Annotated in this window: 24 protein-coding genes; 4 read left to right on the forward strand and 20 right to left on the reverse strand. The window is 67.1% G+C overall.

The genetic code is table 11. The annotated features are described in order from the left end of the window. The first annotated feature begins 18 nt into the window (after positions 1 to 18). From K8U54_RS12155 to K8U54_RS12165, 3 genes are read left to right on the forward strand one after another with little or no spacing between them, the layout of a single operon-like run. The gene (locus K8U54_RS12155) at positions 19 to 1176 is read left to right on the forward strand and encodes a beta-ketoacyl-ACP synthase III (protein ID WP_249910340.1); all 1158 of its coding nucleotides are present in this window, start codon (positions 19 to 21) and stop codon (positions 1174 to 1176) included. Further along, positions 1166 to 1573, forward strand: coding sequence for a hypothetical protein (locus K8U54_RS12160; RefSeq protein WP_249910341.1), 408 nt, complete (start codon positions 1166 to 1168; stop codon positions 1571 to 1573). The genes K8U54_RS12155 and K8U54_RS12160 overlap by 11 nt, the downstream gene beginning before the upstream one ends. Next, positions 1570 to 2571, forward strand: coding sequence for a BtrH N-terminal domain-containing protein (locus K8U54_RS12165; protein ID WP_249910342.1), 1002 nt, complete (start codon positions 1570 to 1572; stop codon positions 2569 to 2571). The genes K8U54_RS12160 and K8U54_RS12165 overlap by 4 nt, the downstream gene beginning before the upstream one ends. Positions 2572 to 2732: 161 nt before the next feature. Here the strand turns inward: K8U54_RS12165 and K8U54_RS12170 are convergent, their stop codons facing one another. From K8U54_RS12170 to K8U54_RS12195, 6 genes are read right to left on the reverse strand one after another with little or no spacing between them, the layout of a single operon-like run. Then, the gene (locus K8U54_RS12170; protein ID WP_249910343.1) at positions 2733 to 3284 is read right to left on the reverse strand and encodes a hypothetical protein; all 552 of its coding nucleotides are present in this window, start codon (positions 3282 to 3284) and stop codon (positions 2733 to 2735) included. Next, complete coding sequence (locus K8U54_RS12175; RefSeq protein WP_249910344.1) at positions 3281 to 4387, reverse strand: beta-ketoacyl synthase N-terminal-like domain-containing protein; 1107 nt, start codon at positions 4385 to 4387, stop codon at positions 3281 to 3283. Before K8U54_RS12175 ends, K8U54_RS12170 begins: the two co-directional genes overlap by 4 nt. Beyond that, positions 4384 to 4650, reverse strand: a complete 267-nt coding sequence (locus K8U54_RS12180) for a hypothetical protein (RefSeq protein WP_070885984.1) — start codon at positions 4648 to 4650, stop codon at positions 4384 to 4386. The genes K8U54_RS12175 and K8U54_RS12180 overlap by 4 nt, the downstream gene beginning before the upstream one ends. Then, entirely contained in the window at positions 4632 to 5819 is a 1188-nt protein-coding gene (locus tag K8U54_RS12185; protein WP_249910345.1) for an ABC transporter permease, read from the reverse strand. The genes K8U54_RS12180 and K8U54_RS12185 overlap by 19 nt, the downstream gene beginning before the upstream one ends. Further along, on the reverse strand, positions 5816 to 6700 hold the full coding sequence (locus tag K8U54_RS12190) for an ABC transporter ATP-binding protein (RefSeq protein WP_249910346.1): 885 nt from the start codon (positions 6698 to 6700) through the stop codon (positions 5816 to 5818). The genes K8U54_RS12185 and K8U54_RS12190 overlap by 4 nt, the downstream gene beginning before the upstream one ends. Further along, positions 6693 to 7100 carry a beta-hydroxyacyl-ACP dehydratase gene (locus K8U54_RS12195; protein ID WP_249910347.1) on the reverse strand — a complete coding sequence of 136 codons (408 nt, stop codon included), beginning with the start codon at positions 7098 to 7100 and terminating at the stop codon, positions 6693 to 6695. The genes K8U54_RS12190 and K8U54_RS12195 overlap by 8 nt, the downstream gene beginning before the upstream one ends. Positions 7101 to 7158: 58 nt before the next feature. Here K8U54_RS12195 and K8U54_RS12200 point away from each other — a divergent pair, with 58 nt between their 5' ends. Next, complete coding sequence (locus K8U54_RS12200; RefSeq protein ID WP_249910348.1) at positions 7159 to 7713, forward strand: methyltransferase family protein; 555 nt, start codon at positions 7159 to 7161, stop codon at positions 7711 to 7713. Positions 7714 to 7778: 65 nt separating this feature from the next. On the opposite strand, the gene K8U54_RS12205 is transcribed toward K8U54_RS12200, so the two are convergent. The 14 genes from K8U54_RS12205 to K8U54_RS12270 all read right to left on the reverse strand — a co-directional run bounded on the left by K8U54_RS12205 (position 7779) and on the right by K8U54_RS12270 (position 19832). Further along, a complete protein-coding gene (locus K8U54_RS12205; protein ID WP_249910349.1) occupies positions 7779 to 8315 on the reverse strand; it encodes an Sbal_3080 family lipoprotein in 537 nt (178 codons plus the stop codon). Positions 8316 to 8384: 69 nt separating this feature from the next. After that, complete coding sequence (locus tag K8U54_RS12210; RefSeq protein ID WP_249910350.1) at positions 8385 to 8825, reverse strand: excinuclease; 441 nt, start codon at positions 8823 to 8825, stop codon at positions 8385 to 8387. Continuing rightward, positions 8822 to 9244, reverse strand: coding sequence for a hypothetical protein (locus K8U54_RS12215; protein WP_249910351.1), 423 nt, complete (start codon positions 9242 to 9244; stop codon positions 8822 to 8824). The genes K8U54_RS12210 and K8U54_RS12215 overlap by 4 nt, the downstream gene beginning before the upstream one ends. A 24-nt stretch (positions 9245 to 9268) precedes the next feature. Next, positions 9269 to 10495, reverse strand: a complete 1227-nt coding sequence (locus K8U54_RS12220) for a beta-ketoacyl-ACP synthase (protein ID WP_249910352.1) — start codon at positions 10493 to 10495, stop codon at positions 9269 to 9271. Between the two features lie 16 nt (positions 10496 to 10511). Beyond that, positions 10512 to 11240, reverse strand: coding sequence for a 3-oxoacyl-ACP reductase FabG (gene fabG / locus K8U54_RS12225; RefSeq protein WP_249910353.1), 729 nt, complete (start codon positions 11238 to 11240; stop codon positions 10512 to 10514). Continuing rightward, positions 11240 to 11659, reverse strand: a complete 420-nt coding sequence (locus K8U54_RS12230) for a hotdog family protein (RefSeq protein ID WP_434060025.1) — start codon at positions 11657 to 11659, stop codon at positions 11240 to 11242. Before K8U54_RS12230 ends, fabG begins: the two co-directional genes overlap by 1 nt. A gap of 41 nt (positions 11660 to 11700) precedes the next feature. After that, complete coding sequence (locus K8U54_RS12235) at positions 11701 to 12891, reverse strand: beta-ketoacyl-[acyl-carrier-protein] synthase family protein (protein WP_249910355.1); 1191 nt, start codon at positions 12889 to 12891, stop codon at positions 11701 to 11703. Continuing rightward, positions 12888 to 13367: a DUF3261 domain-containing protein gene (locus K8U54_RS12240; RefSeq protein ID WP_249910356.1), complete on the reverse strand. Its 480-nt coding sequence runs from the start codon at positions 13365 to 13367 to the stop codon at positions 12888 to 12890. The genes K8U54_RS12235 and K8U54_RS12240 overlap by 4 nt, the downstream gene beginning before the upstream one ends. Continuing rightward, positions 13364 to 14086, reverse strand: a complete 723-nt coding sequence (locus K8U54_RS12245; protein ID WP_249910357.1) for a class I SAM-dependent methyltransferase — start codon at positions 14084 to 14086, stop codon at positions 13364 to 13366. The genes K8U54_RS12240 and K8U54_RS12245 overlap by 4 nt, the downstream gene beginning before the upstream one ends. A gap of 10 nt (positions 14087 to 14096) precedes the next feature. Further along, a complete protein-coding gene (locus K8U54_RS12250) occupies positions 14097 to 15341 on the reverse strand; it encodes an NAD(P)/FAD-dependent oxidoreductase (RefSeq protein WP_249910358.1) in 1245 nt (414 codons plus the stop codon). Beyond that, positions 15328 to 16476, reverse strand: a complete 1149-nt coding sequence (locus K8U54_RS12255) for a sodium:proton antiporter (RefSeq protein WP_249910359.1) — start codon at positions 16474 to 16476, stop codon at positions 15328 to 15330. The genes K8U54_RS12250 and K8U54_RS12255 overlap by 14 nt, the downstream gene beginning before the upstream one ends. Further along, positions 16473 to 18812, reverse strand: coding sequence for an MMPL family transporter (locus K8U54_RS12260; RefSeq protein ID WP_249910360.1), 2340 nt, complete (start codon positions 18810 to 18812; stop codon positions 16473 to 16475). The genes K8U54_RS12255 and K8U54_RS12260 overlap by 4 nt, the downstream gene beginning before the upstream one ends. Continuing rightward, on the reverse strand, positions 18802 to 19410 hold the full coding sequence (locus K8U54_RS12265) for an outer membrane lipoprotein carrier protein LolA (RefSeq protein ID WP_249906123.1): 609 nt from the start codon (positions 19408 to 19410) through the stop codon (positions 18802 to 18804). The genes K8U54_RS12260 and K8U54_RS12265 overlap by 11 nt, the downstream gene beginning before the upstream one ends. After that, positions 19407 to 19832 carry an acyl-CoA thioesterase gene (locus tag K8U54_RS12270; protein WP_249906124.1) on the reverse strand — a complete coding sequence of 142 codons (426 nt, stop codon included), beginning with the start codon at positions 19830 to 19832 and terminating at the stop codon, positions 19407 to 19409. Before K8U54_RS12270 ends, K8U54_RS12265 begins: the two co-directional genes overlap by 4 nt. Between the last annotated feature and the right edge of the window lie 43 nt (positions 19833 to 19875).

A 19875-nucleotide genomic window follows, 5' to 3' on the forward strand; every position in this document is an offset into this window, starting at 1 on the left:
AGTGACCGAGGTAATCCTGTGGTAGCACCCGTATTCATCAACCGTATCAGTGCCAGCCTGCCCCATGAACCGGTCGATAACGAGCAAATGGAGGCGCGGCTCGGCATGGTCGGCGAAAAGCCCTCGCGGGCGCGCAAGCTGATCCTGCGCCGCAACGGCATCCAGCAGCGCCACTACGTCATTGACCCGCGTACCGGCGAGCCCAGCCTGAGCAACGCCCAGCTCAGCGCCGAGGCGATTCGCGGCCTGGCCGGCGACGGCTTCGACCTGAATGAACTCGAGTGCCTGGTGGCCAGTACCTCGTCGCCCGACCAGGTGATGCCCGGCCACGCGGTGATGGTGCACGGCGAGCTGGGCAGCCCGCCCTGCGAAGTGGTGACCACCGCCGGTATCTGCGTATGCGGGATGACCGCTCTGAAATACGCGTGGATGAACGTGGCCAGCGGGCAGAGCCGCAACGCCGTGGCCTGTGGCTCTGAAGTGGCCTCGGCGATGATGCAGGCGCGCAACTTCAACGCCGAATACGAGAGCCGCGTCGACGAACTGGAAAAACACCCGGAAATCGCCTTCGAGAAGGATTTCCTGCGCTGGATGCTCTCCGACGGCGCTGGTGCCGTACTGTTGCAGGATCGCCCCAACGCCCAGGGCCTGAGCCTGCGCATCGACTGGCTGGACATCCTGTCCTTCGCCGATCGGATGCCGGCCTGCATGTATGCCGGTGCCGAGATGGAAGACGGCGCGCTACGTGGCTGGGCCCGCTATGACGCCGAGCAGCGCGCGCAGCGCTCGGTGATGGCGGTCAAGCAGGACGTCAAGCTGCTCAACGACAATATCGTCCGCCTCACCGTGGTCGAGGCGTTGCGCCGCATCATGGCGCGCCGCGAGCTGCGCGTGGCGGACATCGACTGGTTCCTGCCGCATTACTCGTCCGAATTCTTCCGCGAGCGCCTGGCGGCTGGCCTGGCCGAGGTCGACCTGGCGATCCCCATGGCGCGCTGGTTCACCAACCTGACGAGCAAGGGCAACACCGGCGCGGCGTCGATCTTCATCATCCTCGACGAGCTGTTCAATGGCGGGCACCTGCGCCGCGGCCAGAAGCTGCTCTGCTACGTACCGGAAAGCGGGCGTTTCTCCAGTGCATTCATGCACCTGACGGTGGTCGGCGATGAAGCTTGACGAGGTTCCCCAGGATCCGGATTCCGCCTACGGCGGGCACAGCAAGCTGCTCTATGCCGTCGATGACCAGGGCCGCTACCAGGGCGCGCCAAGCGCCGGTTGGGAGCCGGAGTCCTATTCCACCCAGCTGGCGGTCGCCGAGCTGCAGGCCCAGGAAGCCGAGGCCCACGCCGCCTGGCAGCGCGGCGAGGCGTCGCCGCTCGAGTGCCTGATGTACCGCTACCGCATGGACCTGCCGGCCCTGGCGCAGATTGCCGGGATTTGGCAATGGCGCATACGCCGGCACTTTCGACCTGAAATCTACCAGCGCCTGAGCGATTCGCTGCTGGCCCGCTACGCCGAGGCCTTCGGTTTGACCGTCGACGAGCTGCGTCGCTATCAGAAGGAGCTGCCATGAGCGCGTTCGAGCACCGCCAGAGCGCCCACTGCGAAAGCGGTGTGATGGCCAGCCTGCTCAGCCAGGCCGGCCTGCCGATGAGCGAGCCGATGGCCTTCGGCCTGGCCTCGGGCCTGGCATTCGCCTACCTGCCGATCGTCAAGCTCGGCGGTATGCCGCTGATCGCCTACCGCATGCCGCCGCGCCACCTGATCAAGACCCTCAGCAAGCGCCTGGGTGTGAGGCTGACCAGCCGCACCTTCAGCAATCCCCAGCAGGGGCGCCAGGCCCTCGACGAGGCGCTGAACAGCGGCCGTCTGGTCGGGCTGCAGAGCTCGGTGTTCTGGCTGCCGTACTTCCCGCCGGAGATGCGCTTTCACTTCAACGCCCACAACCTCCTGGCCTATGGGCGTGAGGGCGACGACTATCTGCTCAGCGACCCGGTGTTCGAGGCGCCGGTGCGCTGCGCCACTGCGGACCTGCAGAAGGCCCGCTTTGCCAAGGGCGTCCTGGCGGCCAAGGGTTTGATGTATTACCTGGATGACGTGTCGCCCGAGCAGGACTGGGCGCAGCTGATTCGCCAGAGCGTGCTGTCCACCACGCGCATTCTCGATGGCCTGCCACTGCCGTGGATCGGCATTCGCGGCATTCGCCACTTGGCCAACTGCGTGGAGAGGCTCGACCCGGCCCAGGCCAAGTACAACCGCCTGTATCTGACCCATATCGTGCGCATGCAGGAAGAGATCGGCACCGGCGGCGCCGGCTTTCGTTTCATGTATGCCAGCTTCCTGCAGGAGGCCGGCGAGAAGATCGGCGACGCCACCCTGCGCGAGGCCTCGACGCGCATGACCGCGGTGGGCGACGACTGGCGCCAGTTCGCCTCGGCCTGCGTGCGCGCCAGCCGTAGCAAGGGCGGGGCCCCGGACTTCCGGCCGATTGCCGAGATGTTGCGGGGAATTGCTGGGCAGGAGCGGGTGTTGATGAAAGAGCTGGGGGCTTGGGCCAAGCGTAAGGGCTGAGGCTCAGCTGTCTGAGTTCTGTGGGAGCGGGCCACTCCGAAGATTTTTCGCGGGCATGTAGGGTGGATGACGCTTTTTCATCCACCTTTGTGATCGCGGGGCGGTGGACGGGAGAAGCATCGTCCCCCCTACCAACGGCCGTTCCCGCCCCGCTCGCTGCGTTATAGCTGCAACTCCAGCACATCGATCCCCGCCGTCAGCCCGGCAAAATCCGCCGCCTGGCTGGGCCCTGCGATCAGCACCGCCTGGGCCTCGAAGGCCTGGTCTTCATCGATCACCACCAGCAGCGCCTGGCCGACCAGGTCGTCGGCCAGATCCAGGGCCGCCATGGCCTGCAGATGCTTCCATACATTCGGGCCGGCACCGATAAAGAGGTTCGGCCCTTCCAGCCCCAGTTGGGCGGCGACGTGAAAGCCGGCGGCATTGCTGACGCTGTTGACGAACTCGAAGGGCTTGGGCTGCAGTTGGTGCACGCACACGCTGTCGAGCAGCGAGCCCATGGTGGCCCGGGCCGGGTGGCGCGAGGCCAGGTACAGCCCGCAGTCACGACGGGTCATGGCCTTGAGCGGCGCGGTGCACAGCAGGGCCTGCAGAATCAGCCGATCGATGCGGCGTGGCGTGGTCGGCAGCCAGCTGATCAGCGCGGTCTTGAGGTCCTTGTCGGTGTTTTCCGAGTTCCCGCGTACGCTGCAGGCCGCGATGACATGGCTCATGGTGCGTCTCCCGCGCCGCGTTGCAGCACCAGGCTGGCGTTGTTGCCGCCAAAGCCGAAGTAGTTGGCCAGCAGCAGGCTGCCCTCGGTAACCGCCAGGGGCTCGCCCGACAGCGGCAGCAGGGCGTCCCGGGCGTAGTCGCAGGCGGGCAGGTGGGCGAGGTTTTCCACCAGCAGCAGGGTCTCGGTCAGGCCGCAGGCGCCCAGGGTGTGGCCGAGCCAGGGCTTGAGCACGCACAGCGGCGGCAGCGCCTCACCGAACAGCCGGCGCACGCCGTTGCTCTCGGCGCTGTCATTGGCGCCAGTGGCCGTACCGTGGGGTTTGACCAGGCCGATCTGCTCGGCAGTCACGCCAGCACCGCGCAGGGCTTCGCGCATCACCCACTCGATATGGCTGCCGTCTTCGCGGGTATTGGTCAAGCTGCTGGTGTCGCAGGCGCTGAAGCCGCCCAGCAGGCGGGCCAGCGGTGCCGGGCCCGGCTCCAGGGCCAGCAGGGTGGCCGCGTAGGCCTCGCCCAGCACCAGGCCATCGCGTTGCGGGTGGAAGGGGCGATAATCGCCGCTGGGCGATACCAGGCCCAAGGCGCCAAAGCCTTGCTGGGCGATGGCGCTGGGGGGTTCGAAGGCCAGCACCAGGACCCGGCGATACAGGTGGGCGCCCAACATGCGGGCACCATATAGCAAGCCATTGGCGGCGCTCGTGCAAGCGGTGTTGAGGGTGAAGGCGTCGACGAAACCGAAGCGCTCGCGCAGCCGCTCGGCGATCAGGTCGAGGGAGGTCGAGTGATCCGGGTGAAAGCCGCCGTGGCGAGCCGCGCGTGCCTCCAGCTCGTTGATATCCAGGCTGGTGCTGGCGACGATCAGCAGGCAGTCGTCCAGCGCGCCGGGCTCGTCGCCCAGGGTTTCGCGAATCAGCCGGTCGCAATGCTCGCCCGGTGTTTCGCCGCCGGCCACGGCCAGGTACGGACGTGGCGCCTGCAGCTCGTGCAGCAGCACGGTGTTGGCGGTTGGCCGCAGGCCGCTGCGCAGGGCGGCGTTGGCGACGCGCAGGTCGGCGCCGAGGGCACTGTGCAGGGCGCCTCGCTGCAGGTAGACGGGCGTCACTGCTGTTGCCTGATAAAGGCCGCGATACTGGCGATGCTGTTGAGAATACGCCGGCCGTCCTTGGCGCCTTCGATGCGTACGCCGTAGTGCTGCTGCAGCGCCAGGGAGACTTGCAGGGCGTCCAGGCTATCCATCTGGATACGGCTCTGCTGGCCGAACAGCGGTTCGTCGTCTCCGATGCTTTGCCAGTCGATGTCGTCTTCCTTGTCGCACTCGCGAATCAGCAACTGCTTGAGCTTTTCTTCTAGTAGTGTGTGGTCCATTGCGTTTGCTGTACTCGTTTGTGGAACAGGAACAAGCCGCTGGCGCCGGCCACCGCTGCGAACAGCAGCAGGCGCGCGCACCAGGGGGCTACGTCGTTCAGTGAGCCGTGGCCCACCAGCAGGGTAAGGAAGGCGTCCAGTGCCCAGCTCATCGGTGATAGCTCCGCGAGCTGACGCATGGCCTCGGGCATCACGCTCTTGGGCACCATGATGCCGCCGATGGCTGCGAGGATGATATTGATCCCGCCGCCAAGCAATAGGGCTTGTTCACTACTGCGCGCCATGGCGGCCAGCAACAGGCCCAGGCTGGTGGTGGTCAGGGCGATGCTGATGGCCAACACGGCGTAGGCGAGCAGGCTGCCGTTGAGCTCCAGCGCCGGCAGGCCCGCCAGCGGCAGGCCGTGCACGCCGATCGTCAGCAGCACCACAAACTGCACCAGGTTGATGGCCAGGTACGGCAGCACCTTGCTCGCCGCCAGGGGGCCGAGGCCCAGGCCCAGGCAGCGGAAGCGCAGCAGCGCGCCGCTCTGCTGCTCGCGCTGGAAGCTGCCGGCCATCGGCAGCATCACGAAGAACATGCCGAAGATCAGCCAGGCCGGCACGCTCATCTGCGTGGCGTTGGCCTGGGCGCTGAGGTCGCCGCTGGCCAGGCGCGCCTGCTCGTCGATGCGGCTTTCGGTGCGCTGCTGGATCAACTCGAGCTTCTCGGCATGGCTGAGTCCTTCTTCCAGCGCGCCGCTGTCCTGCAGGTAGGCGAGCAGCCGGGTCTGCGCCAGGGCGATGGTTACCGCAGCGTGCAGGCGCTGGCGCGAGAGGCGGTCGAACTGGGCGGGGAAACTCAGGGTCGGGCCCTGATGGGGCGTATCCAGCAGCTTCTCTTCGAAGTCCGCCGGCAGGCTGATGCGCGCCATCTGCGCCGGCCCATCGGCCAGCAGCTGGCTGTCGGGCAACTGCGCCTGCAGGGCATCGTGAAAGAAACGGCTCGACTCGCTGGGCTGCGGGGTTTGCAGCACCAGCTGCAGCGGCGGCAGGCGATCCTGCAGGTAGCTGGACATGGCGCCGGCCATGATCACCAGAAACAGCGTCGGCATGAGGAACAGCACGGCCAGGGCGTGAGGGTCGCGCAGCAGCAGGAGGATTTCCTTGCGAACCAGGGCGCGCAGCCTCATAGCCGGCCTCCGTTGAGGCGCAGGTACAGCTGCTCCAGGGACGGCCGACCGAAGCGCAGCAGGCTGGGGGCTTGGGGCTGTGCGGCGATGAAACGGGTGATCGCCAGCAGCTGTTCGACGTCCAGCGCGGCGATGCGCACGCCGTTGGGCGTGTGTTCGGCGTTGATGCCAAGCTCGGTGAGCAATGATGGCAGCGCATCGGGGGCGTGCTCGGGCCACTCCAGAAACAGGCCGGGCTGGTCGCCGAGCAATTGATGCTTGTCGACGTCCAGCTGCACACGGCCTTCGTGCAGCAGCAGGATGCGGTCGGCGACCTTTTCCACTTCATCCAGATAATGGCTGGTGTAGATCACCGCCTTGCCGTCGGCGGTCAGCTGCTGCACGGCGTCGAGCAGCAACTGCCGGCTGGCGGCATCGACGCCCACGGTGGCCTCGTCGAACAGATACAGCTCGGCCGGTTGCAGCAGGCCGATGGCGAAGTTCAGACGTCGCTGCTCGCCACCAGACAGGCGCTCTGCGCGGCGTTCGAGCTTGTCCGCCAGGGACGTGCCGGCGATGCAGTGCTCCAGGCGCTGGTGACGCTCGGCACCGCGCAGCCCGTAGAGATCGGCGAACAGCGCGAGATTTTCCCTCACCTTCAGCCCGGCGTAGAAGGCCAGTTGCTGGGGCACCAGGCCCAGGCGTCGCTCGCCCCGCCAGAGAATCCGCCCATCCAGGGGCTGCAGTACGCCGCTGAGCAGCGACAGCAGGGTGGTCTTGCCGGCGCCATTGCTGCCCAAGAGCCCCAGGCATTGGCCGGCCTGAAGCTGCAGGTCGATGCCGTGCAGCGCCGGTTGCGCTGCACCAGGGTAGCGATAGGCGATGCGGCTGAGTTCAAGCACGGACGAGCACCAGCAGCAGTTTGCCGTCCAGCAGCAGGCGCTCGCCTTCCTGCACGTTGAAGCCGTAAAGGGCGCCGGCCGGGCTCAGGGCTTCCTGGGTCGCGCTGACCAGCAGGACGCCTTCGCGCTGCGTGGGGTGATAGTGCAGCTGCAGCTGGGAGAGTTTGCCGACCAGGGCCATTTCGATGGCGCTGTCGTTGCCGTATAAGGCACCATGCGCAGCGCACAATTGGGCAGCGGCCTCGAACAACAGGCACGGCGAGGCGTTCTCGCCCAGGTTCTGCAGATGCCGCCAGTCGCTCAGGCCGCGGATGCCGGTGGCATCGTGGTCGAGCAGGGCATCCAGCCAGAGGGCCTGGCCCTGGTGCGGCAGCAGTGAGTGCAGTTGGGTGCGATCCATGGCGGGCGTCTGGCGTGCGAGCGCAGCAGTGTAACAGAGGGTCTCAGGGAGCAAGCGAGTGGGCGGTTGGCAATTGGTGGTTTTCGTGGGGCTGAGCATCGCCCTGACCCTGGTCTCCTGGCGCTCGCTGGGCAACCCGCGCAGCCACGGCTTCTACCGCTACTTCGCCTGGGAAGTGATGCTGGTGATGCTGGTGCTCAACGCGCCGTTCTGGTTCGAGGACCGCGCCGCCGTGCATCAGCAGATTTCCTGGGTGTTGCTGACCGCCTCGCTGGCGGTGCTGTTCGCCGGCATCTACCAGATGCGCCGCTTCGGGCGTGCCGACGAGCGCCGCCAGGACGACGAACTGTTCGCTTTCGAGCGCACCTCGCAACTGGTCACCAGTGGCATCTTCGCCCACATCCGTCACCCGATGTACTGCTCGCTGCTGCTGCTCGCCTGGGGTATCGCCTGGAAGCAGCCGGGTGTTCTGGTCATGCTGCTGGCCGTGGCCGCCAGCGTGCTGCTCTGGCTCGCCGCGCGCGTCGAGGAGCGTGAGTCGCTGGCCTATTTCGGCGACGCCTATCGCGACTACATGGCGCGCAGCCGGATGTTCGTGCCCTTCATTTTCTGAATTCAGCGAACGTCGGATGAGGGCTGGTCTTCCAGCATCAGCTGGCGGTAGGCGCGCTGATAAGATTAGTAGTCCAGATTCTGTTGCTGCAGCTGCTTGAGACGCTCCTGCTTGCTCAGCTTGCCGCTCTCGCTGGTAGCTGGAGGCGTTACGACAGGCGCGGCGATTGGCTGGGTATTGTTCAGCAGCTGATCGATCACCGGATCCATCTTGCTTTTAGTGCCCTGCCACTTCATCAGCGACAGGCCGCCCTTGCCGCGCAGGTGATAGGCCGCCGTGGCCAATGTTTCCCGCCGCGGGCCGAGAACGGTCAGCTCGGCGCTGGAAAGATAAGGTGCCATGTCCCACGAGCGCCGCGCCGTATACCTCACCACGTACGGGCACTGATCCCACGGAATCGTTGCGTAGGGCTGGGTGGTGATGCCGTGTCGGGCGAAGCCCTGCTGCAGCACCGGTACGAAGTCGCTGACCATGACCTTGGGGTTTTCTTCGATACACATGGTGGTCGGCGCGCTTTGCAGTGGCGTGATGCGAACCGAGGTGCAGGCGGTAAGGCCGAGCGCCAGGGCCGAGAGGGATAGCGCAGATAGAACCTTGGACATGCTGATCAACTTCCTTGTGATGAAAAAGCCGCCCACAGGCGGCTTGTTTGGCAAGGTGGCAGCGGGCGCTTACTTGACGCTCGCGTACTTACCCTTCAGCGCGACGCCCGCCATGATGGCGCCGGCGTGGCATTCGTACTTGCTGCTGTCGCGGTATTCCTTGTTCTTGTAGTTGCTGGCCAGGTCGACCACGGCATTGGCGCCGGCGGCCTTGGCCGAGTTCTGCAGCTTGATCAGGGCCGATTGCAGCACCCAGCGGCAGGCCTCCTCGTCGCTCTTGTTGAAGGCGTTGGTCTTCTGGCTGGTGGTCACGTTGGCGTTGATGATCTTGGCGCCGGCCGGGGTCTTGTTCAGGTAGAACTTCACCGAGCCGTCCAGGCGGCCGGCCTGGATGGCCTCGTTGACCACCGACTGGAAGTCCAGGAAGTGGGCGGTGTCACGGGCCTGGCTGACGGCGGGCAGCAGGGCGGCGGTCAGCAGCAGGGCAGCGGTCAAGCGTTTCGCGTTCATCGGGTTTCTCCTGGGATGTCACTGGGCGTGGGAAGGGAAGGGCGGCGCAATTCCTGCTGGATGGTGCGGTCGAGCTTGCGCACCCACTTGTTGTAGGCGCGGTGAATGGTGCCGTCGTGATAATCGAGGTTCTGGCTGTCGCGGTATTGGATCGAGTAGGTCGCGGCGCTGTAGGGGATGGTGATGTCGGCCTGGTGCCCGCGGCGGGTGTACTGCGCCATGATCTGCCCACCATCGGCACGTTCCACCGTCCATTGCCGGCGCTGCAGGGCAGTGAGGATTGCCCGACGCATGTCGTCCTCGCCTTTCACCACGGCAGGCGGTGCACTGCTGTTGATGTTCATCACGGGTTTCGAGCCGCAGGCGGCAATGCCCAGCAGCAGAACGGCAAGCAGGGCGAAGCGGTTGAAGCGAGACATCATCCTTGGTCCTTGTCTTGGGGGTCAGCGCCAGCGGCGGAAGATCAGCGAGGTGTTGACCCCGCCAAAGGCGAAATTGTTGTTCATCACGTAGTCGTTGCTCATTTCGCGGAATTCGCCGCGCAGGTAGTCCAGTTCGCCGCAGGCCGGGTCGATGTCATCCAGGTTGAGGGTGTGCACGTAGCTGTCGCGGTTGAGCATCTCGATGCTGAACCAGGATTCCAGCGCGCCGCAGGCGCCCAGGGTGTGACCGAAGTAGCTCTTCTGCGAGCTGATCGGCATGCGCGGGCCGAACAGGCTGCTGGTGGCCTGGGTTTCGGCGACGTCGCCCTGTTCGGTGGCGGTGCCGTGGCCGTTGACGTAGCCGATGGCCCCGGGGGCCAACGCGGCATCTTCCAGGGCCAGCTCCATGGCGCGGCGCATGGTGGCCTGCACGGGCTTGGTGGCGTGCTGGCCGTCGGCGTTGCAGCCGAAGCCGACGATCTCGGCATGGATGGTGGCGCCGCGGGCCAGGGCGTGTTCGAGCTCTTCGAGTACCAGCATGCCGGCGCCTTCGCCGATCACCAGGCCGTCGCGGCCGCTGTCGTAGGGGCGCGGGCTGGTGTGCGGTGCGTCGTTCTTCAGGCTGGTGGCGTACAGTGCGTCGAACACCATGGCTTCGGTCGGGCACAGCTCTTCGGCGCCGCCGGCGAGCATCAAGGGCAGGCGGCCGAACTTGATCGCCTCGTAGGCGTAGCCGATGCCCTGGCTGCCGCTGGTGCAGGCGCTGGACGTCGGGATCAGCCGGCCGGTGAGGCCGAAGAAGATGCTGATATTGGCCGCCGTGGTGTGCGGCATCATGCGGATGTAGGAGTTGGCGTTCAGGCCGTCGGCCACCGAGTTGAGCAGCATGTTGCCGAACGCCTTGATCTCCTCGGTGCTGCCGGTGGACGAGCCACAGGCCACGCCCATGCGCCCGTCCCTGATGCTTTCGTCATCGAGCAGGCCGGCATCGGCCAGGGCACGCTCGGCGGCGTACACCGACAGGCGCGACACGCGGCCCATGCTGCGCAGCTGCTTGCGGGTCCAGCGGGCGGGCACGACGAAGTCGTCGACCGGGCCGCCCAGGCGGGTGTTCAGCTCGCTGAAGCGATCCCACTCGTGCATCACGCGGATGCCGCTGCGGTTGGCGCGGAAGTTCGCCGCGATGCTGTCCCAGCTGTCGCCCAGGGAGGTGATGCCGGCCATGCCGGTTACGACTACGCGTTTCATGCCACTTCGCTCTCTTTCAACACAGACCGCCATTGACGGCGATCACCTGGCGGGTGATGTAGGCCGCCTCGTCGGACATCAGGAAATTCACCGTGCCGGCCACTTCTTCCGGGGTGCCCATGCGCGCGGCCGGCACCATCTTGAGAATCTCCTCGAGCGGTACATGCTCGTCGAGAATCTCGGTGTCGATCAGCCCCGGGGCCACGCAGTTGACGGTGATCTTGCGTTTGCCCAGCTCGATCGCCAGGGCCTTGGCAGCGCCGATGATGCCGGCCTTCGAGGCGCTGTAGTTGACCTGGCCGCGGTTGCCGATCAGCCCGGAAACCGAGGTGATGCAGACGATACGCCCTGGCTTGCGGCGACGCACCATCGGCATCGTCAGCGGGTGCAGCACGTTGTAGAAACCATCCAGATTTGTGCGCAGCACCACATCCCAGTCCTCCTCGCCGAGCGCCGGGAAGGCGCCGTCGCGGGTCAGCCCGGCGTTGCACACCACGCCGTAGTAGGCACCGTGGCTTTCCACGTCGGCTTCCAGGGCGTTGCGGCAGGTTTGCCGGTCGGCCACGTCGAACTGCAGGATGCGCGCGCGCCGGCCCAGGGCCTCGATCTCGCGCTGTACCGCCTCGGCCTCGTCACGGCGCGAGCGGCAATGCAGCACCAGGTCGAAACCGGCGCGTGCCAGGCGCAGGGCAATGGCGCGGCCGATACCGCGGCTCGATCCGGTGACCAGAATGGTCTCGCTCATTAAGTCGGCTCCTGAAGTGGGGGTTCTTGAACATAGGTGGACACGTCGCGGGGCTGAAACACGTTGAGCCGCGCCTCGACCAGAATGCCCGGGCCTTCGAGGCGGCATTCGAATACGCACATGCCGTTGTCGTCCTGCAGCGAGCGATTGGCGTGGATCAGCAGCGTGCTGCCAGCCGGAAAGCGGTCCACGTTGCAGGTAAAGTTGCGGGTGCCGAGCAGAAAGCCCAGCTCCACCGGCAGGCCTTGTTCACGGGCATGGCAACCGCCGAAGGCGGCCACGCTCTGGGCCATCAGCTCGATGCCCACGGCGGCCGGCAGGCTGCCGTCGGTCTGGCTGAACAGGCCACCCGGGCGCACTACCAGGCGGGTGTCGATATGGTCGGCGCCGAACGCCAGCACCTCGTCGATCAGAATCATGTCGCCAGCGTGGGGCACCAGCTCGGCGACGGGCCAGACACTCACGGCAGGTCTCCTAGAATCAAGGAAATATTGTTGCCACCAAAGGCGAACGAGTTGCTCATCAGGTAGCGGCGGCCAGCCGCTGGCAGCGTACCGGGCGCGTCGACGAGCGCCAGGCGTGGCAGTTGCGTATCGGCCACGCCGTCCCAGACGTGAGGGGGCAGGCGGTCGGCGGTGTTGTAATGGCTCAGGGTCAGCCAGCAGAACGCGGCTTCCAGTGCCCCGGCGGCGCCCAGGGTATGGCCGGTCAGCGCCTTGCTCGACGAACAGGCCACGCCGGCCGGGAACAGCGCCTGTACGGCCAGGCTTTCCATGGCATCGTTATGGGGGGTGGCAGTGCCGTGCAGGTTGAGGTAGCCGATCTGCTCGGCGGTCAGGCCCGCCGCGCTCAGCGCTTTGCGCATCGCCTGCTGGGCGCCAAGGCCTTCGGGGTGCGGCGCGGAGATATGGTGGGCGTCGGAGGTGGCGCCGCCGCCGAGCAGGCCGATGCCGGGGCCCTCGGCGCGGGTCATCAGAAACAGTGCGGCGGCCTCGCCGATATTGATGCCGTGGCGGTTGGCCGAGAACGGGTTGCAGCGCTCGTCGGACACCGCCTCCAGGCTGGCGAAGCCGTTCAGGGTCAGCTTGCAGAGGCTGTCCACGCCGCCACATAGCACCGCATCGCACAGGCCCATGCGCAGCAGGCGCTGGGCGGCGAGCAGGGCGCGGCCGCTGGAGGTGCAGGCCGTGGACTGGCAATAGGCCGGGCCGCTCAGGCCCAGCCAGTCGGCGAGAAAACTCGCGGGTGCGGCGATTTCCTGGCGACTGTAGCGGTAAGCATCCGGCAGCTCGCCGTTGTGCACATACTCGGCGATATGCTCGCCGGCTTCGGCGATGCCCGAGGTGCTGGTGCCGAGCACCACGGCGATGCGGCTGGGGCCGTATTGGGTGATGGCCGCCTGGATGTCGTCCTCGATCTCCAAGGCGGCGGCCAGCAGCAGACGGTTGTTGCGACTGGCGAGGTGCTCGAAGCCGGCGGGCATCGCGGGCAGCGGCGCATCCACCGCACCGACGGTCACGCTGCGCTCGGGGATCCAGCCGGCCTGGCGGCGCATGCCGCTGGTGTCGCCGGCGAACAGGGCGTCGGCCACCGCCTGCTTGCCCTGACCCAGGGCGCAGACCACGCCGAGGGCGTCGAGTCGAGCGATCATGGTTGCGTCTCCAGCGGGCGCACGCGGTACTGCTGCGTGGCGTTACTCAGTTCGATGGCCCGCCCGGCACCGTAACGGATGCGCCAGTCCGGGGCCAGCTGGCGGCCCTCGGCGCCCAGGCGCCACTGCTTGCCGGCGTAGCTGGCGGCCAGCTGATCATCCGGGGTGAGGGCGAACAGCAGGGCGGCGAACAGCTCGCGGGCGGGGGCGTTGGGCGGCAGCAGGCCGTCATTGTGCCAGGCGCCATTGGCCAGGGATTGCCGGGCCAACGGTACGCCGAGCGGGTCGAACAGCGACCAGCGCAACGCGCTGCCCTCGGCCTGGATCACCAGCAGCCAGTCCTGGCCGTCGGCGGTACTGACATGCAGCGACAGCGGCAGCGGCTGCGCCAGTTGCGGCGCGGCAGCGGGCAGCGGTGTGCGCGCAGCACAGGCGCTCAGCAACAGCAAGCAGGCGAGGGTCAGCAGGCGTTTCATGCAGGCTCCAGCGGTTTGCGCACCGCGGCGTTGACCAGGGTTTCGTTGCGTTGGCCGAACGGCTTGGGCTTGCGGATGCCCCAGCGTTCCAGCAGGCCGAAATCCTCCGAGCGGCTCCACCACAGGTAGGGGTAGGAGACGTTGCGCGCGTTGAATTCGAAGCCTTGCCGGCGCAGCATACCGAGGTATTGGTCGGCGCTCTTCTGCACCTCCATCGGGTGGCGGAACAGCCAGCGGATCACCCAGGTGTCGATGTAGTACTTGGTCGACTCGGCGAACAGCAGCAGGCCGCCGGGCTTGAGCACGCGCCAGAACTCGGCCAGCGCCTGCTCCTGTTCGACCAGGTGATGGAAGGTCTGGTGGCAGAACAGCATGTCCACGCTGGCGTCGGGCAAGCCGATGGCCGCGCAGTCGCTGGCGATCAGCTGCACGTCGAGACCCAGGCGCTTGGCCTCGGCGGCCGAGCACTCGAGGCTGTGTGGGTCGGCGTCCAGGCCGATGATGCGCGCCGGCGCGAAGGCGCGCTGCAGCAGGCCGAACGACTTGCCCTGGCCGCAGCCGGCATCCAGCAGCACCGGTGCGGCCGGCAGCGGGCCGTCGATCAGCCCGCGCAGATCATCGATGGCCACGCGCAGCACATGGTGCTGCCACACGTGGCTGCGCAGGAACCAGAAACCGAAACCGGTTTCCTCGACGTAGGTCGATGCGGCGCGATCCATCGCAATCTCCTCAGGCACTGGCACACAGCTCGGCGAGCACCCGCAGGCGGCGCTTGGGCTCGGCGACATAGGGGTTGCGCTGGTCCCAGGCGTAGCCGGCGAGGATCGAGCTGATCATGGCGCGGATATCCGGCGAGGCCTTGGGATAGTAGATGACGTCCTGGAAGCTGCCGTCGTACCAGCCTTCGACGTACACACGGAAGGTGTCGACGCCGCGCTTGAGCGGGATGGCGAAGTCCTGCTCCCAGTCCACGGTCTCGCCGCTCAGCTGGCGGTGCAGCAGGTTGGCGGCCATGCTCGCCGAGCGCATGGCGATGGTCACGCCGGAGCTGAACACCGGGTCGAGGAATTCGGCAGCGTTGCCCAGCAGGGCGAAGCCCTTGCCATGCAGCGCCTTGACGTTGGCCGAGTAGCCCTTGATCTCGCGCACCGGGGTGTCCCACACGGCATTGCCGAGTACCTTGGCCAGGCTCGGGGTTTCGGCGACGAACTGCTTGAGGGCGGCGTCCATGTTCTCGGGGTAGCCGTCGAAGCGCTCGGCCAGGCCGACCACGCCCAGCGAGCAGCGGCCGTTGCTGAACGGAATGGTCCAGAACCACAGGTCGCGCAGGGTCGGGTGGGTGGTGATGAGGATCTTCTCGCGATCGAAGCCCGGATGGTCGATGCGGTCTTCGATATGGGTGAACAGCGCCTTGCGCATCGGCAGGTTGGACGGCAGCTCCAGGTCCAGCAGGCGCGGCAGCAGGCGGCCGTAGCCGCTGGCGTCGAGCACGAAGGTGCAGCGCACCTGGTACTCGTGGCCGTCGGTGAGGCGGCGTACCGACAGCAGCGGCTGCTCACCGCTGAAGTCCACGGCGACGATTTCCTCTTCGTAGCGGATGGTCACCCCCTGGCGCTCGGCTTCATCGGCCAGCACCTTGTCGAAGTCGGCGCGCTGCACCTGGTAGGTCGAGCCGAAGCTCTCTGTGAAGGTCTCGCGAAAATCGAAGTCGGTGTAGCGGTCACCCCAGGCGAAGGCCGCGCCATGCTTGGTCTGGAAGCCCGCGGCACGCACCGCGTCGATCATCCCGGCTTCCTCGACGAAGTCCAGGCAGTGCGACAGCAGGCTCTCGCCGATGGAAAAGCGCGGGAAGCGCTGGCGCTCGAGGATCAGCACCTCGTGGCCCTTGCGCTTGAGGATGGCGGCGGCAATGGCGCCGGCCGGGCCGGCACCGGCTACGACGATCTGATGCTGTTGGACTTCAGGAGATTTCATAACGGCTTTTTGCCTCGCTCGGGTAAGCGCGCCGACCCATCACGGCGGGCAGCAGGGTGGAGAACAGGCTCATCAGCAGCAGGCCGAAGTACAGCATGGCGTCGATCAACTGCAGGTGCAGGAGCAAATTGAGAAACACGATTTCGGTCAGCCCGCGGATGTTCAGCAGCAGGCTTTCCTGCCACTTGATCCGCGCCGGCGCCTGCGGCTCGGCCCAGTGCAGGCCCAGCCAGCTGCCGAGCACCTTGCTGAGCACCGGCACCACCAGCAGCACGCCGACGGCGAACCAGGAGTCGGCCGCGCCAATGCCATGGAAATCCACGCGCAGCACGCCGCAGGTGAGGATCAGCGGCACCGCCAGGCCGTTCATCAACAGCTTCCACTGGCGCTGCGGCAAAGGCAGCTGGAACGGCACGCGAATCGCCGCCAGGCACAGCATGTAGGCGATGCCGAACACCAGGGCGTTGAGGGCGAGGCTGTGCAGCAGCACCATCAGGGCGAAGAACGGCAGGCTGTAGAACAGCGGGTGGCGCAGCCTGAGCAGGTTGAACATCAGCGGCAGGGTGGCGGCCAGCAGCGGCCACAGCAGGCTGGCCGGATGGCTGCTGCCCTGGGCCAGGCCGAACAGGCTCCAGCACATGAAGTCCATCAGAATCGCGGCGTGCAGCAGGCGTTTGGTGGCCGCCGGCGGGTAGCCGATGCTCTGCAGGAACAGGTAGAGCACCGGAATCGCGGTGATCGAGAACAGCAGGCCGATGCCCACCGCGCTCAGCCAGCCGTAGTCGCCGGGCAGCACCCACAGGGCGCAGGCCAGGCCGGCCAGCAGCGGGATCAGGAAGCTCGGCAGTGCGATCTTCAGGCACGCCGGGCTGAGCTGCAGGTCGATCACGTCGCTGAGGATGTAACCGAGCAGCAGGGCGAAGCTCAGCCCATAGGCCAGCTCGACCCAGGCCGGTGCCAGCAGGTCAGCGGCCGTGAGCTGCAGGTACGGCTCCGCCCAGCCGAGCAGCAGGGCGGGAATCGCCAGGCTGGCGACCAGCAACTGGCCGACGATGGGAATCAGCCGGCGGCCACCGAGGATGCCGACCAGGGCATAGAGCGCCAGCGCCAGCAGCCAGAAGCCGAGCACGCTCATGGCTGGACCTGCGCAGTGTGGCGCGGCGCCGCCCAGGGCGAGAGCAGGAAGCAGAACATCAGGCCCAGGCTGATGGCCAGGCCGAAGTTGGCGATGGCCGGCGTCTGGCTGATCAGCAGCAGGCCGAACGACAGCCAGCTGGACACCGCCGACAGCAGCGTGCCGAGCAGGCTGACCGCCGGCCCGCCGATGTTCTCGCGCATCAGGATGGCGTAATCGACGCCGATGGCGGTGATCAGCAGCAGGCCGAACAGGCTGAACAGGGTCAGCGGCTGGCCCAGCCAACCCAGGCAGGCCAGGGAAGCGAGGGCCGCCAGCAGCGGCAGGCAGACCACCCGCAGTGCACCACCCAGGCCGAACGGGATGCACAGCAGCAGCACGATGGCCAGGCAGGAAATCAGCTTGAGTTCGGCGGCGCTGACCTGGGTGGCGGCGAACAGCCGGTTCAGCTCGCCGAGGCGGTCGACCAGCTGCACGCCGTCCAGGCCATCGGCGGCGCCTTGCAGCACGGCGCTGTCGGTCTGCCCCTGCAGGCTGACGATGGCAGCCACGCCCTGCTCGTCGCGGCCCAGCCACAGCGCCCGCCAGGGCTCGGCCAGTGGGCTGGCGAGGGCCTGTTCCAGGTTGGCCTGCGGCTGCTCCAGCAGTTGCTGCAGCTCGGCCTGCAAGGCGTTGGCGGGAATGCCCAGATCCAGCAGCGGCTGCCAGTGCTCCGGCAGCGCGCGCAGCGCTGCGCGGGTGGCCTGCAATTGCTCGGTTGGGGCGAGCAACTGATTGAGCGACAGGTAGCTGCGCAGCTGGCTGTTGCCGACCAGGCCGTCGAGCCGTGCGCCGAGCGCCTGCTGGCGCTGCAGCAGCTGCGCTTCGTCGCTGGCGCGCACCAGGAAGAACTGGCTGGTGGGCTGCTGGCCGGTGAGTTCGACGATGCGCTGGGATTGGGCGAACAGCGCCGGGTCCTTGCCCAGCCACTGGCGCAGGTCGTTCTGGCTGTGCAGCTGCCAGATGCCGCCGGCGCAGAACGCCAGAAACAGCGCCAGCAGCCAGTAGGTGCCACGGCCCTGGCGCAGGCGGCCGTGCCAACTGATCGTGCGCGTGGCCAGGGCCAGCAGGCGCGGTGCCGGGCGCAGCTGCATGCCGTTGAGCCAGGCGGGCAGCAGGCACACCGAACACAGGTAGGCGCCGATCAGCCCGGCGGCGGAGAACGCGGCGATCTGGGTCAGCGCCGGAAATGGCGTCAAGGCCAGCGCCAGGTAGCCGATCAGGTTGGTGCCCAGGCTCAGGCTCAGGCCCGGCAGGGTGCTGCGCAGGGCGCTCCAGCTGCGCCACTCTGCATGCCCCCAGCTCTTGCTCAGGTAGTGCAGCGGGTAGTCGGCGGCCACCCCGATCAGGCTGGCGCCGAGCACCAGGGTCAGGGCATTGATCTGCCCGAAGATCAGCACGCAGGCGGCGCAACCGGCCACCAGCGCCACGCCGATGGGCAGCAGGCTGAGCAGTACCCGCGGACGCCGGAAGCCGATCAGCAACAGCAGCAGGGTGCCCAGGCTGGCCGCGCCGCCGATCAGGCTCATCTCGCTCATTGCCTTGTGCTGGCCGGCGGCGGCGTACAGCGCGCCACCGGTGGCGAGCAGCTGGCCGCCCTCGGCCTCGACGCCCTGGCGAGCCGCTGCGATGCCCTGGGCGATGACCAGCGGCGACTGCATGTCGAAGGTATCGCCGCGGCTGCGCAGGTGCAGCACGGCCCAGGTCATGCCGGGCTCGCCCACCAGCAGCACGCCGCTGGCCAGGTCCGGCTGCACCCGGCCGCCGAAATTCAGGGCCTGCTGGGCGCGGGCGCCAAGGCCGAACCAGTCCTGCTCCGGCGGCAGCAGGCTGAACGAGGCGAAGGGGTCGAACAGCGCGGTGGCGCGTTGCTCGATAAAGGCCTCCGGCTGCTCGATCAGCAGCTGGCGGTCGGCGGCCGGCAACAGGTTCAGGCGGCTTTCGCGCAGGTGCCGGCGCAGGGCGTCGAGATCGCTGTCGAGCTGCCAGCGCACCTGGCCGAAATGCCCGCTTTCCTGCCATTGCCGACCCAGCTCGCCGGCCAGAGCGATCGCCCGTTCGCGCTGCGGATGGCCGACCAGCACCAGCAGGTCGTGCTGAATGGGCTCCTGCATGCGTGCCTCGGCCTGCTGCAGGCGTGCGTCACCGGCGCCGCTGGGCAACAGGGCGAGGATGCTCGCCGCCACTGGCGGGCCGTTGCGCCACTGCCAGGCGGTCAGCGCCAGCAGTGCCAACAACAGCACGGCGAACAGTCGCGGCAGGCGGCGTTCGATCAGACCGGTCCGTTCAGCGCGCAAAATCGCTGCGCTCCTGCTCGTTCAGGGCGTCGCCGGCGACGCTGGCGGGCATGCGCAGCAGCGTGCGGTCGCCCTGGACTTCGTGCAGCTCGATGCGCTCGACCAGTTCGCCACCGCCGATGTCGATGCGGCTGAACACCTGCTTGAGCAGCATCGAAGTGGGCGTCAGGGTCAGGGTCCAGGCCTTGGCGTCGCCGCTCAGCTGCAGTTCGAAATTACGCGCCAGGCCGCTGTGGTTGCCCTTGAGCACGTCGAGAAACAGCTTGCTTTGCTGGGCCGCCACATCACGCCCGGGTTGCATCTGCCAGCCGTCGGCGGTGCGTTTGGCGATGCCGTTGGCGTTGATGCGGTAATCCTGCTTGAGCGGTTTTTCCAGTTTCCACAACAGGCCGGCGTCGGCCGCCAGGACGAAGGTGCCACTGCTGGTCAGCGGTTGCGGCAGGGCGCGCAGGTGTTTTTCCTGCACGAACGGGCCGCGCACCACCGGGTGCTGCGACAGCTGTCGGCTCAGTGTGTCGAGAGTGAGGGTGTCGGCCTGGCTGCTCAAAGCGCTGAGCAGCAGGCCGATCAGCAGGGAGAAACGCGCCAGGGCTTTCATCCGATCACCCGCTGCACGGCATCGATGAATACCTTGGGCGAGGCCAGCTGCATTTCGCGGCTGTCGATTTCCACGGCGACCTGCACGCTGCTGCCGCGGGTCATGCGTTCGCCGGTGGCGGTATCTGTGATCAGGTAGTGGATCTTCAGGCGGTTTTCCCATTCCACCAGGTCGGCGCACACGGTGATGCGCTGGCCGAAGGTGGCGCCACGGATGTAGCGCAGCTGCAGGTCGATCACCGGCCAGGCGTAGCCGCTGTCGCGCATTTGCGGATAGCCGTGGTCGAGCTTGTCGAGCAGGGCGCAGCGGGCCTGCTCGAAGTATTTGACGTAGTGGCCATGCCAGACGATTTCCATCATGTCCACGTCGAAGAACGGCACGAGGATCTCCACCTCGGCCTGCAGAACGCCTTTAGCGCGCATGGATAGCGTCCTCGAGAGCGATGGCTATCTCTGTGGGAGCGGG

This window comes from Pseudomonas fulva, assembly GCF_023517795.1.
In the GTDB taxonomy this organism is placed as follows: domain Bacteria; phylum Pseudomonadota; class Gammaproteobacteria; order Pseudomonadales; family Pseudomonadaceae; genus Aquipseudomonas; species Aquipseudomonas fulva_D.

Excerpts from the sequence above, each read along its gene's own strand:
- K8U54_RS12160 (WP_249910341.1), top strand. The coding sequence starts at position 1,166 with ATGAAGCTTGACGAGGTTCCCCAGGATCCGGATTCCGCCTACGGCGGG.
- K8U54_RS12165 (WP_249910342.1), top strand. The coding sequence starts at position 1,570 with ATGAGCGCGTTCGAGCACCGCCAGAGCGCCCACTGCGAAAGCGGTGTG.
- K8U54_RS12170 (WP_249910343.1), bottom strand. The coding sequence starts at position 3,284 with ATGAGCCATGTCATCGCGGCCTGCAGCGTACGCGGGAACTCGGAAAAC.
- K8U54_RS12180 (WP_070885984.1), bottom strand. The coding sequence starts at position 4,650 with ATGGACCACACACTACTAGAAGAAAAGCTCAAGCAGTTGCTGATTCGC.
- K8U54_RS12185 (WP_249910345.1), bottom strand. The coding sequence starts at position 5,819 with ATGAGGCTGCGCGCCCTGGTTCGCAAGGAAATCCTCCTGCTGCTGCGC.
- K8U54_RS12195 (WP_249910347.1), bottom strand. The coding sequence starts at position 7,100 with ATGGATCGCACCCAACTGCACTCACTGCTGCCGCACCAGGGCCAGGCC.
- K8U54_RS12205 (WP_249910349.1), bottom strand. The coding sequence starts at position 8,315 with ATGTCCAAGGTTCTATCTGCGCTATCCCTCTCGGCCCTGGCGCTCGGC.
- K8U54_RS12210 (WP_249910350.1), bottom strand. The coding sequence starts at position 8,825 with ATGAACGCGAAACGCTTGACCGCTGCCCTGCTGCTGACCGCCGCCCTG.
- K8U54_RS12215 (WP_249910351.1), bottom strand. The coding sequence starts at position 9,244 with ATGTCTCGCTTCAACCGCTTCGCCCTGCTTGCCGTTCTGCTGCTGGGC.
- K8U54_RS12220 (WP_249910352.1), bottom strand. The coding sequence starts at position 10,495 with ATGAAACGCGTAGTCGTAACCGGCATGGCCGGCATCACCTCCCTGGGC.
- fabG (WP_249910353.1), bottom strand. The coding sequence starts at position 11,240 with ATGAGCGAGACCATTCTGGTCACCGGATCGAGCCGCGGTATCGGCCGC.
- K8U54_RS12230 (WP_434060025.1), bottom strand. The coding sequence starts at position 11,659 with ATGATTCTGATCGACGAGGTGCTGGCGTTCGGCGCCGACCATATCGAC.
- K8U54_RS12235 (WP_249910355.1), bottom strand. The coding sequence starts at position 12,891 with ATGATCGCTCGACTCGACGCCCTCGGCGTGGTCTGCGCCCTGGGTCAG.
- K8U54_RS12240 (WP_249910356.1), bottom strand. The coding sequence starts at position 13,367 with ATGAAACGCCTGCTGACCCTCGCCTGCTTGCTGTTGCTGAGCGCCTGT.
- K8U54_RS12245 (WP_249910357.1), bottom strand. The coding sequence starts at position 14,086 with ATGGATCGCGCCGCATCGACCTACGTCGAGGAAACCGGTTTCGGTTTC.
- K8U54_RS12250 (WP_249910358.1), bottom strand. The coding sequence starts at position 15,341 with ATGAAATCTCCTGAAGTCCAACAGCATCAGATCGTCGTAGCCGGTGCC.
- K8U54_RS12255 (WP_249910359.1), bottom strand. The coding sequence starts at position 16,476 with ATGAGCGTGCTCGGCTTCTGGCTGCTGGCGCTGGCGCTCTATGCCCTG.
- K8U54_RS12265 (WP_249906123.1), bottom strand. The coding sequence starts at position 19,410 with ATGAAAGCCCTGGCGCGTTTCTCCCTGCTGATCGGCCTGCTGCTCAGC.
- K8U54_RS12270 (WP_249906124.1), bottom strand. The coding sequence starts at position 19,832 with ATGCGCGCTAAAGGCGTTCTGCAGGCCGAGGTGGAGATCCTCGTGCCG.